General features: G+C 71.9%; 15 protein-coding genes. 7 read left to right on the plus strand and 8 right to left on the minus strand.

What is annotated here, in order from left to right; genetic code table 11:
- Positions 1-34: 34 nt before the first annotated feature.
- Positions 35-1375 carry a DUF2252 domain-containing protein gene (locus tag ACIQJT_RS14900; RefSeq protein ID WP_402643389.1) on the minus strand — a complete coding sequence of 447 codons (1341 nt, stop codon included), beginning with the start codon at positions 1373-1375 and terminating at the stop codon, positions 35-37.
- A gap of 235 nt (positions 1376-1610) precedes the next feature.
- Here ACIQJT_RS14900 and ACIQJT_RS14905 point away from each other — a divergent pair, with 235 nt between their 5' ends.
- Positions 1611-2810: a winged helix DNA-binding domain-containing protein gene (locus ACIQJT_RS14905; protein WP_402643392.1), complete on the plus strand. Its 1200-nt coding sequence runs from the start codon at positions 1611-1613 to the stop codon at positions 2808-2810.
- Between the two features lie 245 nt (positions 2811-3055).
- On the opposite strand, the gene ACIQJT_RS14910 is transcribed toward ACIQJT_RS14905, so the two are convergent.
- Entirely contained in the window at positions 3056-3370 is a 315-nt protein-coding gene (locus ACIQJT_RS14910) for a hypothetical protein (protein ID WP_365451161.1), read from the minus strand.
- Positions 3371-3534: 164 nt separating this feature from the next.
- Between ACIQJT_RS14910 and ACIQJT_RS14915 the strand changes: the two genes are divergently transcribed.
- Positions 3535-3900 (plus strand): arsenate reductase family protein, encoded by a 366-nt coding sequence (locus ACIQJT_RS14915; protein WP_402643395.1) that lies wholly within the window; start codon positions 3535-3537, stop codon positions 3898-3900.
- Positions 3901-4008: 108 nt separating this feature from the next.
- Entirely contained in the window at positions 4009-4683 is a 675-nt protein-coding gene (locus tag ACIQJT_RS14920; RefSeq protein ID WP_053849681.1) for a hypothetical protein, read from the plus strand.
- A 206-nt stretch (positions 4684-4889) separates the two neighbouring features.
- Here the strand turns inward: ACIQJT_RS14920 and ACIQJT_RS14925 are convergent, their stop codons facing one another.
- From ACIQJT_RS14925 to glnII, 5 genes are all read right to left on the minus strand, one after another.
- Positions 4890-5897, minus strand: a complete 1008-nt coding sequence (locus ACIQJT_RS14925) for an NAD-dependent epimerase/dehydratase family protein (protein WP_402643399.1) — start codon at positions 5895-5897, stop codon at positions 4890-4892.
- Positions 5898-5957: 60 nt separating this feature from the next.
- Positions 5958-6509, minus strand: coding sequence for a winged helix-turn-helix domain-containing protein (locus ACIQJT_RS14930; protein WP_402643402.1), 552 nt, complete (start codon positions 6507-6509; stop codon positions 5958-5960).
- A 77-nt stretch (positions 6510-6586) separates the two neighbouring features.
- Complete coding sequence (locus ACIQJT_RS14935; protein WP_086724564.1) at positions 6587-6709, minus strand: hypothetical protein; 123 nt, start codon at positions 6707-6709, stop codon at positions 6587-6589.
- Between the two features lie 98 nt (positions 6710-6807).
- Positions 6808-7737: a DUF6891 domain-containing protein gene (locus tag ACIQJT_RS14940; protein WP_402643405.1), complete on the minus strand. Its 930-nt coding sequence runs from the start codon at positions 7735-7737 to the stop codon at positions 6808-6810.
- A gap of 85 nt (positions 7738-7822) precedes the next feature.
- Positions 7823-8851, minus strand: coding sequence for a glutamine synthetase (gene glnII / locus ACIQJT_RS14945; RefSeq protein ID WP_053848744.1), 1029 nt, complete (start codon positions 8849-8851; stop codon positions 7823-7825).
- Between the two features lie 314 nt (positions 8852-9165).
- Between glnII and ACIQJT_RS14950 the strand changes: the two genes are divergently transcribed.
- The 3 genes from ACIQJT_RS14950 (at position 9166) to ACIQJT_RS14960 (ending at position 12833) form a co-directional block, all read left to right on the plus strand.
- Positions 9166-10425, plus strand: coding sequence for a sensor histidine kinase (locus ACIQJT_RS14950; protein WP_402643409.1), 1260 nt, complete (start codon positions 9166-9168; stop codon positions 10423-10425).
- Positions 10416-11069 carry a response regulator gene (locus ACIQJT_RS14955; protein WP_402643412.1) on the plus strand — a complete coding sequence of 218 codons (654 nt, stop codon included), beginning with the start codon at positions 10416-10418 and terminating at the stop codon, positions 11067-11069. The genes ACIQJT_RS14950 and ACIQJT_RS14955 overlap by 10 nt, the downstream gene beginning before the upstream one ends.
- A gap of 183 nt (positions 11070-11252) precedes the next feature.
- Positions 11253-12833, plus strand: a complete 1581-nt coding sequence (locus tag ACIQJT_RS14960; RefSeq protein WP_402643415.1) for a DUF1996 domain-containing protein — start codon at positions 11253-11255, stop codon at positions 12831-12833.
- A gap of 59 nt (positions 12834-12892) precedes the next feature.
- Here the strand turns inward: ACIQJT_RS14960 and ACIQJT_RS14965 are convergent, their stop codons facing one another.
- Positions 12893-13327, minus strand: a complete 435-nt coding sequence (locus ACIQJT_RS14965; RefSeq protein WP_078959897.1) for a hypothetical protein — start codon at positions 13325-13327, stop codon at positions 12893-12895.
- A 129-nt stretch (positions 13328-13456) separates the two neighbouring features.
- Between ACIQJT_RS14965 and ACIQJT_RS14970 the strand changes: the two genes are divergently transcribed.
- Positions 13457-13957: a tetratricopeptide repeat protein gene (locus tag ACIQJT_RS14970; protein ID WP_402643418.1), complete on the plus strand. Its 501-nt coding sequence runs from the start codon at positions 13457-13459 to the stop codon at positions 13955-13957.
- The last annotated feature ends 47 nt before the right edge of the window (positions 13958-14004 follow it).

The following is a 14004-nucleotide window of genomic DNA, read 5'->3' on the forward strand; positions in this document are numbered from 1 at the left end:
GCCCTGCACGCGGGCGCACGCCGGTGGCCGGTGTTCACTCCCCCGGGGCCGCCCTGACGACGCCTGCCGCGATGGCGGCGCACAGGGCCGCGTGGTCGGCCTCGGTCCGGGCCGCGTAGGCGAGCGCGAAGTCGGCCACCGCCGCGTCGAAGGTGTCGGCGCCGCCCAGGTACGCGGCGATGGCGGCACGGTCGCCGGAGCGGGCGTGGGCGCGGGCCAGCGTGCTCCCGCACAGACGGGCGTAGGACCTGAGGTCGGCCGGGGGCATGCCGGCGACGTCCGCGGTTCCCTTCATGTCGCGCAACTGGCGCCAGTAGAAGGCCCGTCCCTGCGGTCCGCTCATCCAGCCGAGGAAGATGTCGCTCGCCGCCTGGAGCAGCCGCTGGCCCACGACCACCCGGCGGCCGGGGTGGACGTACGGGCCGTGCGGCAGGTGTTCCTCCAGTACGGACGTCCGCGCCTCCTTGATCTGGAGGAACAGCGGGTCGTCGGCGTCCCGTCCGGTCAGCAGCACGATGAAGCAGCGCATGCCGACGCTGCCGACGCCGACGACCTTGCGGGCCGCGTCGACGAAGCGGTAGCGGTCCAGGAGCAGCCGGCGCTCCTCGGAGAGCGTGGAGCGGTAGTCGCTGAAGAGCTTGCGCAGGCCGGCCGTGTCGGGACCGCCGGCCGGTTCGAGGAGCGGCGGGTCGTGGATGATGCGGCGGCGGCCGTCGACGACCTCGGTGAGCTTGCCGAGGGCCTGGAGGCTGGTGCGGCGGCGGGCCCGGGTGAGGCTGGACTCCACGCGCCGGCGCCGGCGGGCCGAGCGGACGAGGGGCAGCAGGCTGTCGGCGTCGACGCTCGCGTACCAGACCTCCAGCTCGCCCATACCGGCCAGCTCGCGCATGGCCGTGCGGTACGCGGTGACCGCCTCCCCCGCCGCCCGGTGGGCCCTGGCCTCGCTGTGCCCGTTCTCGCGGGCGGCGACGGCGACGCTCGCGGCGAGCCGCTTGACGTCCCACTCGAAGGGGCCGGGAAAGGTCTCGTCGAAGTCGTTGAGGTCGAAGAGCAGGGAGCGCTCCGGGGAGGCGTACAGACCGAAGTTCAGCAGGTGGGCGTCGCCGCAGAGCTGCACCGTGAGGCCGGAGTGGGGCTGGGCGGCGAGATCGGCGGCCATCACGGCGGCCGCGCCGCGCAGGAACGCGAAGGGGGAGGCGGACATCCTGCCGTACCGGATCGGCAGCAGTTCCGGGAGCCGGTCGCGGCCCTGTCTTTCCAGTACGGCGACGGGGTCGGGGCGGTCGACGGAGGGGATCCAGCAGGCGTGGGCGGAGCGGGGGACGCGTTTGCGGGCGGCCCGGCCGCGCTCCTGGGGCGTGCCGGGGGTGTTCATGTGCCGTGCCTGTGGGTCACGTCCGCCTCCTGGTCGCCGGTGTGCGGGTCACCTCCTGATCGCAGTGAAGGGCGGGGGTGCGGCGGGCGCATGTGGGGTACGGCGAACGGGTGACCGGGGCTTCGCCGGACGGGGTGCCCGCCGGGTCGTCGGGCGGCTGCGGGGTGCGCTCGTCGCGCGGTTCCCGGAGCACCTTGCGGGCCCGTTGTCAGTGCCCTGCGCCAGGATGGGCCGTATGGGCTTGGATGATGGAGTGCGGTACGTCGGGGCGGGCGAGCGGCGGGCTCGGCTCGGGCTGCGGCAGCAGCTGGCAAGGACGGCGCGGGTGGACAGTCCCGAGGAGGTGGCCGGGGCGCTGGTCGCGCTGCACGGGTCCGACCCCGCGACCGTGTATCTGGCTGTCGGCGCGCGGCTCACGGATCCCTCCGGGACCGTGGCCGCGACCGAGCGGGCGTTGTACGAGGACCGGTCCCTGGTGCGGATGCACGGGATGCGGCACACCGTGTTCGCGTTCCCGACCGAGCTCACCGCGGTCGTGCACGCCTCGACCGGTCTCACGGTCGCCGCACGGGAACGGGCATCGCTCATCCAGGACATGGCGAAGGCCGGTGCCCCGGACGCGGCCTGGCTGAAGGAGGTCGAGGAGTCGGCGCTGGCCGCGCTCGCCCGGCGCGGGCAGGCCACGGCGTCGGAGCTCGCCGAGGACGAGCCGCGGCTGCGGGTGCAGTTCGCGTACGCGGCCGGCAAGAGTTACGAGGGCGTCCACACCGTCGGCAGTCGGCTGCTGCGGGTGCTCGGGGTGGAGGGCAAGGTGGTCCGCGGCCGGCCGCTCGGCACCTGGATGTCCTCGCAGTTCCGCTGGGCCGTGGCGCCGCCGCACCCCGAGCTCGACGCGGCCGAGGCGCAGGCGGAGTTGCTGCGGCGCTGGCTCACGGTGTGCGGCCCGGCCACGGAGGCGGACCTGAAGTGGTGGACGGGCTGGAAGGTGACCGACGTCCGCCGCGCGCTCACGGCGATCCGCGCGGTGCGGGTCACCGTCGACGAGGGCCCGGCCTACGTCGTCGTCGGTGACGCCGATCCGGTCGCGGAGCCCGAGGAGCCGTGGGCCGCGCTGCTTCCCGGGCTCGATCCGACGGCGATGGGCTGGCAGCAACGGGACTGGTATCTGGCGCCCGCCCTCAGACCCGCCCTGTTCGACCGCAGCGGCAACGTGGGCCCGACGGTGTGGTGGGACGGCCGGGTGGTGGGCGGCTGGGGCCAGCGCCCGGACGGCGAGATCGTCTGGCGCCTGCTGGACACGGAGGGCGTGGGCCACGAGGCCCGGACCGCCATCGCGACGGAGGCAGCCCGGCTGCGGGACTGGGTAGGGGCGACCCGGGTACGACCCCGCTTCCGCACCCCACTGGAGAAGGAACTGGCCGAACCCACGAGGTGAACGGCCGGACGCCGGGCGCCCGACAGTTGACCGGCCGGCACGCCGGGCGCCCTGAGCAGCACGTGGGCGCCCGGCACAAGGCGCACACCGCCATCCCGGCCGAGGCAGCCCGGCCGCGGGACCGGGGCGGCGCACCAGGGTACGACCCGCTTCCGCATCCACTAGAGAAGGAACTGGCCGAACCCACGGGGTGAACGGCCGGACGCCGGGCGCCCGGAGAGCAAGTGGGCGCCCGGTGTCACGGGTTACCGGGAATACCGCATCAGCGCCCGCACCATGTGGCACGTCGTGTCCGACGGTGGGTGGACGCCGATCATCTCCGCGGTGTCCCGGATCGTCTCGTTGCGAGCCTGGTTCGGGACGTAGACGCCGGAGTCGAGCAGGGCGATCGCGAGCCGCATCGCCTTGAGGCGGCGGTTGTGGGTGACGTACCACTCGCGGGGACGGCCCGGCGGCAACGGGCGCTTCTCCACGGGGGTGTAGGGCAGGTCGAGCAGCACGGGGTGCTTCGCGGTGGACTGGGTCGGCAACGGCTTCGGCTTCAGTGCGGCAGCGGGCACAGGCATCCTCCTGTCGCGGTAAGGGCGTCCGGCGGAACCCCGGCGACGCCCTCGAACACTGGTTTCATTCTACCGCCCGCCACTGACAAAAGCCCCTGGCCACAAGGGCTTTCGGGGGTGCTGTGACGCAGGTGGAAGACGGGTTTTCGCGTACCGTGGGCGCCATGGAGATCTGGATCAATCCGGCCTGTTCGAAGTGCCGCAGCGCGATCAGCCTGCTCGACGCGGAGGGCGCCGATTACACCGTCCGCCGCTATCTGGACGACGTCCCGAGCGAGGACGAGATCCGCGAGGTGCTCGACCGGCTCGGCCTCGAACCCTGGGACATCACCCGCACCCAGGAGCCCGCCGCCAAGGAGCTCGGCCTCAAGGAGTGGGCCCGGGACGACAGTTCACGCGACCGCTGGATCACCGCACTGTCCGCGCACCCCAAGCTCATCCAGCGTCCGATCATCACGGCGGACGACGGTTCGGCACTGGTCGCCCGCAGCGAGGACGCCGTACAGGAAGCCCTGTCGAGGAGGAAGTAGCCGGAGTGTGACGCAGGTTACGTCATTTGACTCCTGCGACCGGTGAGCAACCTCGTTCGGTATCTCGTACATAGCGGCGTACGCTCCCCTACCTCTCAGGAGGCGCGGATGTCGCGCAGGAGAACGCTCGGTACGAAGAAGAAGGTCGCGCTGCTGGTGAGCGCGGCGGCGGTGGCGGGAGGCGGGGCCTTCGCGATGGCCGGCACCTCCAACGCCTCGCAGAGTCCGCAGACGGCGGCGGAGTCCACGGTCTGCCAGGGCCTCGCCACCGCGCTCGGCAACAACCAGCGGTTCATAGAGGGGCAACGGGCCGCACCCGACGCCCAGTCGGCGGCCCGGATCGCCAACCGGGAAGCGGTGATCGCGCAGATCAAGGTCCAGCAGGAGGCATCCGGTTGCGTGGTCGGGGAGTCGGCTCAGGGCTCCCAGGCCGGCGCCGGACAGCAGACCGCACCGGCCGCTCCCCCGTCGGCACCGGCCGCGTCCCAGGCTCCGCCCGCCTCCCAGGCCCCGCCCGCGGGCAACGCCGCTTCCGGGCAGCAGGTGTGCAACGGCTCGACCGTCACGCTGTCCGGCGAGGGCGGGGCGCCCGCCGCGTCCAGCAACCAGTTCCCGGCCGGCACGAAGCTGCGGGTCACCAACCTGGACAACAACAAGTCCACGACGGTGGAGGTCACTTCGGTCTCCGGTAGCTGCGCCCTGCTCAACAACGCCGCCTTCGAACAGGTCCGGGAGCCGGGCAAGTTCCTCATCCGCCGGGCCCTGATCGAGAAGGTCGGGTGAGGTTGCAGGGGACGTTCGCTCAGGAACTCAACGAGGCGGCGGGCCGGTCCGGGAGGTGCGGACCGCGGTAGCGCGGGGCGGGAGACGCCGGGGGCCACGTCGGTCTCCGACCGCGGCAGCGGTTCACCCGCCCGGCTCGCCACCTCGTACGCGAGGGGGAACGGTCCTGCTGCTCGCGGCCACGGGCAGCAGGACCGGCCGGTGACTCAGTCCCGCGCTCCGGTCGCCAGCGCCTTCGCCTCCGTCTCCGGGTCGATGCCCACCACCGGCCGGTCCGGGCGCTGCGGTGCCACCCCGCCGATCTCGCACAGCCAGCTCCAGGTGTCGGCCACCGTCTCGGTGACCGGCCGGCAGCGCAGGCCCGCGGCGGCCGCCCGGGAGGTGTCCGCCCCGTGGAGGGTGGTGTGCAGGTCGGTGCCCGGCGGGACCCACACCGGCAGGCCGGTCCAGGGGGCGATGCCCGCGTCGAGGACGATGTCCGGGTCGGTCCAGCGCAGTTCGGCGTCCGAGCCGGTCACGGCCACGCAGGCGTCGAGGAGTTCACCCATCGTGGTGTGCCCCGGCGGGCTCACCAGGTTGTACGGGCCGCTGCGCCCCGCCGCGGACGCCGCCAACACCCATGAGGCCAGGTCGCGGACGTCGACGTATTGGAGGGGAAGGTCCCGTGGGCCGGGTGCGAGCACCGGGCCGCCGCGGGCGGCACGGCCCAGCCACCACGGCAGGCGGCCGATGTTCTCGTACGGGCCGAGGATCAGCCCGGCCCGGACGAGCAGGGCGCGGTCCGGGCCGAAGGCGTCCAGGACGGCCAGCTCACCGCCTCGTTTGTCCCGGGCGTAGTCGGCCTGGTCCGCGTCGGCCGAGGCGCCCTCGACGACGGGCGCGTCCTCGGTGTAGCCGGTCGGCTGCGGCCAGGCGTAGACCGAGCAGCTCGACACGTACGCGTACCGGTCGGCGCGGTCCCGCAGCAGTCGGGCGGTGTCCCGGACCGCGCGGGGCGCCGCCGACCAGGTGTCCACGACGAGGTCCCACGGGCCGCCCTCGGCGAGCGCGGTGAGTCCGCCGGCCACGGTGCGGTCGCCGTGCAGCGACCGCACCCCCCGCACCGGCGCGTGCCGTCCCCGGTGGAAGGCGGTCACGTCCCAGCCGTCGGCCAGGGCCGCCTCGGCGACGGTCCGGCCGACGAACTCCGTGCCGCCCAGCAGAAGAAGTCTCATGCCGGTGACTGTGCCCGCCCGGGCGGCTCGGAGGAACCCGGATCTGCCGAGGGCAGAGGGTCAGTCGCCGGTCGGCGGGGTGTACTTGTAGCCGACCCGCCGCACGGTCTGGATCGCGCCCCGGAACTCGGCACCCAGCTTGCGGCGCAGCCGGGCGATGTGGACGTCGACGGTACGGCCGTCGCCGACGTGGCCGTAGCCCCAGACCGTGGTGACGAGCTGATCGCGGGTGTGCACCCGGTGGGGGTGCTGGACGAGGTGGGCGAGGAGCTCGAACTCCAGGTAGGTGAGGTCGAGTTCCCTGCCGTTCACCTCGGCGGTGCGCTGCACGGTGTCGATCCGCACGAGGGGGGCGCCGGTCTCCGCGGGCGCCGGCGCCACCGGGAACGGCGGGTGCTGGTCGGCCGGGACGAGCACCAGGTAGCCGACCATCGGGGGCCGGCCCGGCAGGGTGGGCAGGGTGTGCTGGGGTGCGGGCAGCCAGGTGGCGCCGGGAGGAAGGAACTCCGCCACGTGCGGGACCTCGTCGGGGCCGACGGCTCGCAACCGGTGCCGTGCGCCGTTCTCGGACGGGGTGGGGAGGGTGCTGGTGGGGACGGAAGGGGTCGCCATGAGGTCAGCTCTTTCGCGCGAGAGGGTCGTCGGAGGACGTACGTCTGCGCGCTGGCCGAAGGCCGGGGTGTACGGCGTTAGAGGGCCGGCGCGTTCGTCGCGCGGCAACACACCCGGTCGAAGTCGTGGTGCTGACGGGACGGCCAGAAGGGCTCGAGGTCATGGCGACCCGTCGCGGTGATCTTCTGGTAGCTGGCCATGAGCCCATTGAAGCAGACACCGGCCCGCAACAGGAGACCGCTCTCACTGCTCGGACGCTCGGACGCTTCCTCGGCGGGCGAACCGACGGGGACCCCTCTCACCCCACCAGGCGTCTGTGCCAGGTCAGCGGCCTGACCTCGATCGCCCTGCCCGGATCGCCGTCCCACTGCGGGGACAGGCGGACGGCGGTGAGGGCGGCGACGACCTCGCGTCCGACCGCGGCCGTGGTGTCGGCCGAGCCGTCGAAACCGCCGTACAGCAGCGTCAGCCCGTGTCCCGCGGCGGCGCTCTCGGTGCACTGCGTGTGGAAGTACACGAAGCCGTGGTCGCCCTCGGCCCGCTCCGCGCCGATCTCGGCGGTGCCGCAGGTACGGCAGCAGGTGAAGTGCTCGCGGGCGGTGACGCCCTGTGCGTTCAGCGCCTCGAAGGCGCGGGTGAGCCGCTCGGGGTCGGTCGGGCCCTCCCAGGTCTCCTGTTCGGCGAGGCGCTCCAGCCAGAGCCGGTCGACGAGCAGCCGGGCCTGGGCGGCGGACACGGGCTGCCTGCCGTCGTCGGCGTCGGCGATCCACTCCCCGGCGGACCGGGCGAGCGTCGCGCGGGTGCCGTAGCCGCACCGCAGCTGCTCGCGGACGTGTGCCTCGACCTCCTCGCGCACCTCGTCGGGGAGTTCGGGCACGTCCTCGGGCGGATCGACCTCGACCGGTGACCAGGCGATCCCCTCGTCCCAGCCGGCCTCGCCGCGGGCCCAGCCCGTCAGCGCGTCGGCGACGGCGTCCGGATGCGTCAGTTCCGCACCGGAGAAGCTCTCGCGGCTCTCGCGGTGCTCCACCTGGTAGGTCCCACCGCTCTCGTGCCACACCTGGGCGAACACGTCCGGGCGGTCGGGAACGCGCTGGAGCACCAGCCAGCGGTCGCCGCTCTCCCCGATGCGGTGCACCAGGTCCCGCAACTGCTGCTCGCTCACGCGGGCGAGCGTCTCTCCGTACTCCGTCTCGGCCTTGACGGCCAAGCCCCCCTCGATCTCCATGCCCCCACCATGCCAGGTGCCACTGACAACGCGCCGAGGGGCGCCCACCGTGACCGGTGGGCGCCCCTCGGGAAGATGCGGAGGATCAGACCTGGCCGGCCTTCTCCAGCGCGGAGCAGCAGGTGTCGACGAGCAGGCGCGTCACGACGTACGGGTCGACGTTGGCGTTGGGGCGGCGGTCCTCGATGTAGCCCTTGCCGTCCTTCTCGACCTGCCACGGGATGCGGACCGAGGCGCCGCGGTCGGAGACGCCGTAGGAGTACTTGTCCCACGGGGCGGTCTCGTGCAGGCCGGTCAGGCGGTCGTCGATGCCGGCGCCGTAGTTCTTGACGTGGTCGAGCGGCTTGGAGCCCTCTCCCAGCGACTCGGCGGCGGTGATGATCGCGTCGTAGCTCTCGCGCATCGCCTTGGTGGAGAAGTTGGTGTGCGCGCCCGCGCCGTTCCAGTCGCCCTTCACCGGCTTGGGGTCCAGGGTCGCGGCGATGCCGAAGTCCTCGGCGGTGCGGTAGAGCAGCCAGCGAGCCACCCACAGGTGGTCGGAGACCTCCAGCGGGGAGACCGGGCCGACCTGGAACTCCCACTGGCCGGGCATGACCTCGGCGTTGATGCCGGAGATCGCGAGGCCCGCCTTGAGGCAGTTGTCGAGGTGCGCCTCGACGACGTCACGGCCGAAGATCTCGTCGGCGCCGACACCGCAGTAGTAGCCGCCCTGCGGGGCCGGGAAGCCGCCCTTGGGGAAGCCGAGGGGGTAGCCGTCCTTGAAGAACGTGTACTCCTGCTCGATGCCGAAGATCGGCTCCTGGGCGGCGAACTTCTCGGCGACCTCGGTCAGCGCGGCACGGGTGTTGGACTCGTGCGGCGTCATGTCGATGTTGAGGACCTCGCACAGGACGAGGATGTCGTCGCCGCCGCGGATCGGGTCGGGGCAGGAGAAGACCGGCTTGAGGACACGGTCCGAGGAGTGGCCCTCGGCCTGGTTCGTGGAGGACCCGTCGAAGCCCCAGATCGGCAGCTCCGCTCCCTTGGCGTCGTCCGCCAGGATCTTCGTCTTGGAACGGAGCTTGGCCGTCGGCTGGGTGCCGTCGATCCAGATGTACTCAGCCTTGAAGGTCACGGGCCACTTCCTTCGGGGATGTGTCTACGCACTGCGGGTGCTGCGGCGCTGCGGCACTGAAACGCCGCCTCCTGGTGCCCGCGAGCCTGTCAACAGGCGATTTCCCGGTCATTGCTCGAATGTGAACCCCGTGTTACCTGGTGGTGCTGTGGCGCGACTCACCCTGTGAGCACGGCGGGCGGTGTGAAAGTCGACAGGGAGACACGGCGTCCGCGACTCGTGCGCCTCGTATGCAAAGGGTGTACCTGGCACCACCCCCCGACCGGGCGGTCAGGCCCCGTGACCCCCGTCCCCGCCTCGACCAGACTGGCGGCATGAGCATCGGGACACGGAGCGGTATCGGTACGAGGGTGCGGGCCGTCGGGCTCGCGGCCCTGCGGGGGTTCGGGCTGGCGCTGGTGACGCTGCCGGGGGCGGTGCTCGGTTTCGTCCTCTCCGTGGTGTCCCTCGCGCTCGTGCCCCTCGGGATCGGTCTGGTCACGACCCCGTGGGTGCTGACCGGGGTGCGTGCCTTCGCGGACTGGCGGCGGGTGCTCGCGGCCCAGTGGGGCGGGGTGCGGATCCCGTCGGCGTACCGCCCGGCGCCGCCGGACGCCAATCCCTGGTCGCGCACCTTCGGGATGCTGCGCGACCCGGCGACCTGGCGGGATCTGCGGTGGCTGCCGGTGGACATGACGGCGGGGTTCGTGACCGCCCTGCTGCCGGCGGTGCTCGTCCTCTACCCGCTGGAGGGGCTCGTGATCGCGGCCGGGCTGTGGCGGCCGTTCCAGGACATGGGCGGCTACTGGTACGGCTTCGTGCACGTCACCGACCAGACCTCCGCACTGCTCGCCGGCGCCCTGGGGATCGCCCTGCTGCCCCTCGCCGCGCTCGCGCCGCGTCTGCTGACCTTCCACTTCCGGCTCACCCGGACCGTGCTCGGGGCCGGGCAGGGCGAGTTGGCCGAGCGGGTCCGCGTCCTCACCGAGACCCGGCGGGACGCGGTGGACACCTCCGCGGCCGAACTGCGGCGCATCGAACGGGACCTGCACGACGGGGCGCAGGCCCGCCTGGTCGCCATGGGCATGGACCTCGGCACCATCGAGATGCTCCTCGACAAGGACCCCGCCCAGGCCAAGCGGCTCCTCGCGCAGGCCCGCCAGTCCTCCGTGGACGCGCTCGCCGAACTGCGCGACCTGGTGCGGGGCATCCATCCGCCGGTGCTGGCCGAGCGCGGACTGGGCGACGCGGTCCGGGCGCTGGCGCTGCGGCTGCCGGTGCCGGCCGAGGTGACCGTGGAGCTCCAGGGCCGGGCGGACGCGCCGGTGGAGTCGGCCGCCTACTTCGCGGTCAGCGAGGTCCTCACCAACGCGGTCAAGCACGCGGACGCCGACCGGATCTGGGTCGACCTGCACCAGGCGGAGGGGAAACTGCGGATCACGGTCACCGACAACGGCCGGGGCGGCGCGGCCGTCACGGCCGGTTCGGGCCTGGCCGGGGTGGAGCGGCGGCTGGGTACATTCGACGGCGTCCTGGCCGTCAGCTCACCCGCGGGCGGTCCCACCATGGTGACCATGGAGATCCCTTGCGTGTAGTGCTGGCCGAAGACCTCTTCCTGCTGCGCGACGGACTGGTACGGCTCCTGGAGGCGCACGGCTTCGAGATCGCCGCGGCCGTCGAGAGCGGACCCGAGCTGGCCCGTGCGCTGGCCGAGCTGGAACCGGACGTCGCCGTCGTCGACGTACGCCTGCCGCCGACGCACACCGACGAGGGGCTCCAGTGCGCGCTGAACGCCCGCCGGGACAGGCCCGGGCTGCCGGTGCTGGTGCTCTCCCAGCACGTGGAGCAGCTCTACGCGCGCGAGTTGCTCGCCGACGGCACCGGCGGGATCGGGTACCTGCTCAAGGACCGGGTGTTCGACGCCGAGCAGTTCGTGGACGCCGTACGGCGGGTCGCGGCGGGCGGTACGGCGATGGACCCCCAGGTGATCCAGCAGTTGCTGTCCCGGCGGGCGGCCGACGACCAGCCGCTGGCCCGGATCACGCCCCGTGAGCGGGAGGTGCTGGAACTGATGGCCCAGGGGCGGTCGAACGCGGCGATCGCCGCCAAGCTCGTCGTCACGGAACGGGCGATCGCCAAGCACACCGCCAACATCTTCGCCAAACTGGACCTCGAGGTGTCGGACGACGACAATCGCCGCGTTCTGGCGGTCCTCGCGTTCCTGGACCGGGGCCGGTGAGCGAGCCCTTATTTTCTGTAACTCCCGCTGTTCAGGGGGCTGTTGCCGCCCCGGGTCCCGGCAAACCTCTGATTTGTTCGTGGGACGGCTGAACACCCGTGGGGCGCCGTGCGTATGGGATGGCGCCGCTTCACTCCTGTCGGGCGCCTCGATAGCCCCGAAAAAGGAAGTCAGAGGAGTTCCATGGGACGCAATACACGTAAACGCCGCTCGTCGATGGCCACGAAGGCCATAGCCGCGTCGGCGGCCCTAGCGCTCGGTGGGGGCGGGCTGATCTGGGCGAACTTCTACGCTTCGGCGCACGAGTCCGACAACAACGGCTGGTCGCAGAACCAGACCAAGGCCGCCGCCGCGCAGGTGGCGACGATCTCGTGCCCCGATGTCGGGCAGAAGCTGACGAACGTGCCTCAGAACGCGCGTCAGGGGGTGGCCGCGGAGCTGGCCAACCTGGACAAGCAGATCACCGAGGCCTACGCCAGGCTCGCGTCGACGCGACAGGCCCAGGCGAACGACTCCGGCTTCGTCCAGAACGCCATCGTCGGTCCCCTGAAGGAGAAGCGGGCGGCCACGATCGACCGGATCCGCATCAACATCCAGCGGGTCGGCGGTCAGTTCAACACCTCGCTCAGCCAGTTGGCCGCCTGCACGACGCAGAACGCGCAGACGAACGCCGGCCAGGCCGGTGGCGGCCAGCAGCAGAACGGCGGCCAGCAGCAGGGCGGTCAGCAGCAGAACGGCGGGCAGCAGCAAGGCGGTCAGCAGCAGAACGGCGGCCAGCAGAACGGTGGCCAGCAGAACGGTGGCCAGCAGGGCAACGGCGGACAGGGCGGCAACGGCCCGGTCGCGGCCGACTTCGTGGACATCACCAAGGTCCAGGGCAGCGCCCAGCTCGGCGTGGGCCAGAACGGCCTGAAGGCCAACGGCAACTCGGGCTCGCGGGGCACCTTCACCACCAGGTGCGGCACCAACGGGAACGACAACCACAACACGGACAACGTGATCGTGGCCCCGGGTGTCGCCAACGGCGCCCACCACCTGCACGACTACGTCGGCAACCAGAACAACGACGCCTTCGCGAGCGACCAGGAGCTGGCGGCAGCCTCGACCACCTGCCAGAACCAGGGCGACAAGTCCTCGTACTTCTGGCCGGTGCTGCGTCTGCAGAACGGTCAGCAGGACTTCGACCAGAACAACGACGGCGGCGGCAAGGAGGGCAACGTCGGCAAGATCCTCCAGCCGGCCCAGGCCCAGCTGAAGTTCGTCGGCAACAAGAAGGGCAAGGTCGTCGCGATGCCGACCGCCCTGCGCATCATCACCGGTGACGCGAAGGCCTTCGTCAACGGCAACGCCAACGCCAACGTGAACTGGTCCTGCACCGGCTTCGAGAACAAGGTGCAGCTGCACGACAAGTACCCGATCTGCCCGCAGGGCAGCCAGGTGGTGCGCACGACCAACTTCCAGAGCTGCTGGGACGGTCAGAACATCGACAGCGCCAACCACCGCACCCACGTGTCCTTCGTCCAGGCGGACGGCACCTGCGCCAACGGCTTCAAGGCGATCCCCCAGCTCCAGGTCCGGCTCGTCTACAACGTCCCGGCCCCGAAGCTGCAGAACGGCACGGTCGTCAACCCCTACGCGGTGGACACCTTCCCGGAGAACCTGCACAAGCCGATCACCGACCACAACGACTTCATCAACTTCTTCTCCCAGAACACGATGAACAAGATGGTCAACTGCATCAACACCGGCAGGCGCTGCCAGTGACGCACTGAGAGAGCCGGCGGTGAGGATTCCTCACCGCCGGCTTTCGTGTGTCCGCGTCCTCAGTGCGCCGAGTGCGTGGCGCCCATCTTCGAGTGGTCCGTGCCCTCCTCGATGTCCCCGCCGAGCGTCCTGCGCAGCGCCGCCACCGTGCTGGTGGTGTCCCCGACGGCGACCCACTTGCGGCCGACCAGGAAGTGACCGCCGTAGTCCTTGGCGCCGTTGATCCACTCGCGCTGGCCGCGGTCGGTGGCGAAGGTGGCGAGGATGAACTTGCCGTCGGCGTCCTTGGCCTTCTTGCACACGGCCTGGCGCAGTTCGTCGGCGTCGATCTGGATGTCGGGCGTGCACTTCACCTCGGCGGCCAGGTGCTCCAGGCTGCCGGTGGCCGCCGGCGGCACCGCGGCGGCCTTCGCGTCACCGCCGGATCCGCAGCCCGCCAGCGCCAGCACCGCGGCCGCGCCGGTCAGCGCGAGCATCGGTCGGGTCAACCTCATCTGTTCCTCCGGTCACGGGGTCACGTCGGACGGGCCCCGGCGGGGGTCCGTCTCCCCCCATACGGCTGTGGGGCCCGGGACGCTCAAATCCTCGTGTCATCACGGGTACGGCTGTGCGAAAGTGTGCCGGTGGACGAGGACTGGGAAAAGCGGGTCGACGCCGCCTGGGCGACCTTCGACGAATATCCCGAGGAACGGGCGGCCGAGTTCCGCGCCGTGATCGACGCGCTCGTGGCCGAGCTGCCGGAGGGCAGTGCGCTCGGCCCCTTCGAGCGGGCCTGCGCGTGGGACTCGACGGGCCACTCCGACAAGGCGGTCCCGCTGTACCGGGAGGCGCTCGAGAAGGGGCTGCGCGGGTACAAGGGGCGGCGCGCCAGGATCCAGCTGTCGAGCTCCCTGCGGAACATCGGGCAGCCGGAGGAGGGCGTCAAGCTGCTCACGCCCGAACTGGACGCCCCCTCCGACGAGTTGGACGACGCGGTGCGCGCCACGCTCGCGCTGTGCCTGTCCAGCCTGGGCCGGGACCGCGAGGGACTCTCGCTGGTCCTGGGCGCGCTCGCCCGCCATCTCCCGCGCTACCAGCGGTCGATGGCCAACTACGCGCGCGCCCTGGTCGACCCGGAAGGCTGATTCACCCGGGCGGCGGTGACCTCCCGACGATTCGCTCGTTCTGCTGA

It is taken from the genome of Streptomyces sp. NPDC091972, assembly GCF_044756385.1.
Lineage (GTDB): Bacteria > Actinomycetota > Actinomycetes > Streptomycetales > Streptomycetaceae > Streptomyces.

Coding starts and splice junctions, on each gene's coding strand:
- ACIQJT_RS14900 (WP_402643389.1), bottom strand. CDS start 1,375: ATGAACACCCCCGGCACGCCCCAGGAGCGCGGCCGGGCCGCCCGCAAA.
- ACIQJT_RS14905 (WP_402643392.1), top strand. CDS start 1,611: ATGGGCTTGGATGATGGAGTGCGGTACGTCGGGGCGGGCGAGCGGCGG.
- ACIQJT_RS14915 (WP_402643395.1), top strand. CDS start 3,535: ATGGAGATCTGGATCAATCCGGCCTGTTCGAAGTGCCGCAGCGCGATC.
- ACIQJT_RS14920 (WP_053849681.1), top strand. CDS start 4,009: ATGTCGCGCAGGAGAACGCTCGGTACGAAGAAGAAGGTCGCGCTGCTG.
- ACIQJT_RS14925 (WP_402643399.1), bottom strand. CDS start 5,897: ATGAGACTTCTTCTGCTGGGCGGCACGGAGTTCGTCGGCCGGACCGTC.
- ACIQJT_RS14930 (WP_402643402.1), bottom strand. CDS start 6,509: ATGGCGACCCCTTCCGTCCCCACCAGCACCCTCCCCACCCCGTCCGAG.
- ACIQJT_RS14935 (WP_086724564.1), bottom strand. CDS start 6,709: ATGGCCAGCTACCAGAAGATCACCGCGACGGGTCGCCATGACCTCGAG.
- ACIQJT_RS14940 (WP_402643405.1), bottom strand. CDS start 7,737: ATGGAGATCGAGGGGGGCTTGGCCGTCAAGGCCGAGACGGAGTACGGA.
- ACIQJT_RS14950 (WP_402643409.1), top strand. CDS start 9,166: ATGAGCATCGGGACACGGAGCGGTATCGGTACGAGGGTGCGGGCCGTC.
- ACIQJT_RS14960 (WP_402643415.1), top strand. CDS start 11,253: ATGGGACGCAATACACGTAAACGCCGCTCGTCGATGGCCACGAAGGCC.
- ACIQJT_RS14965 (WP_078959897.1), bottom strand. CDS start 13,327: ATGAGGTTGACCCGACCGATGCTCGCGCTGACCGGCGCGGCCGCGGTG.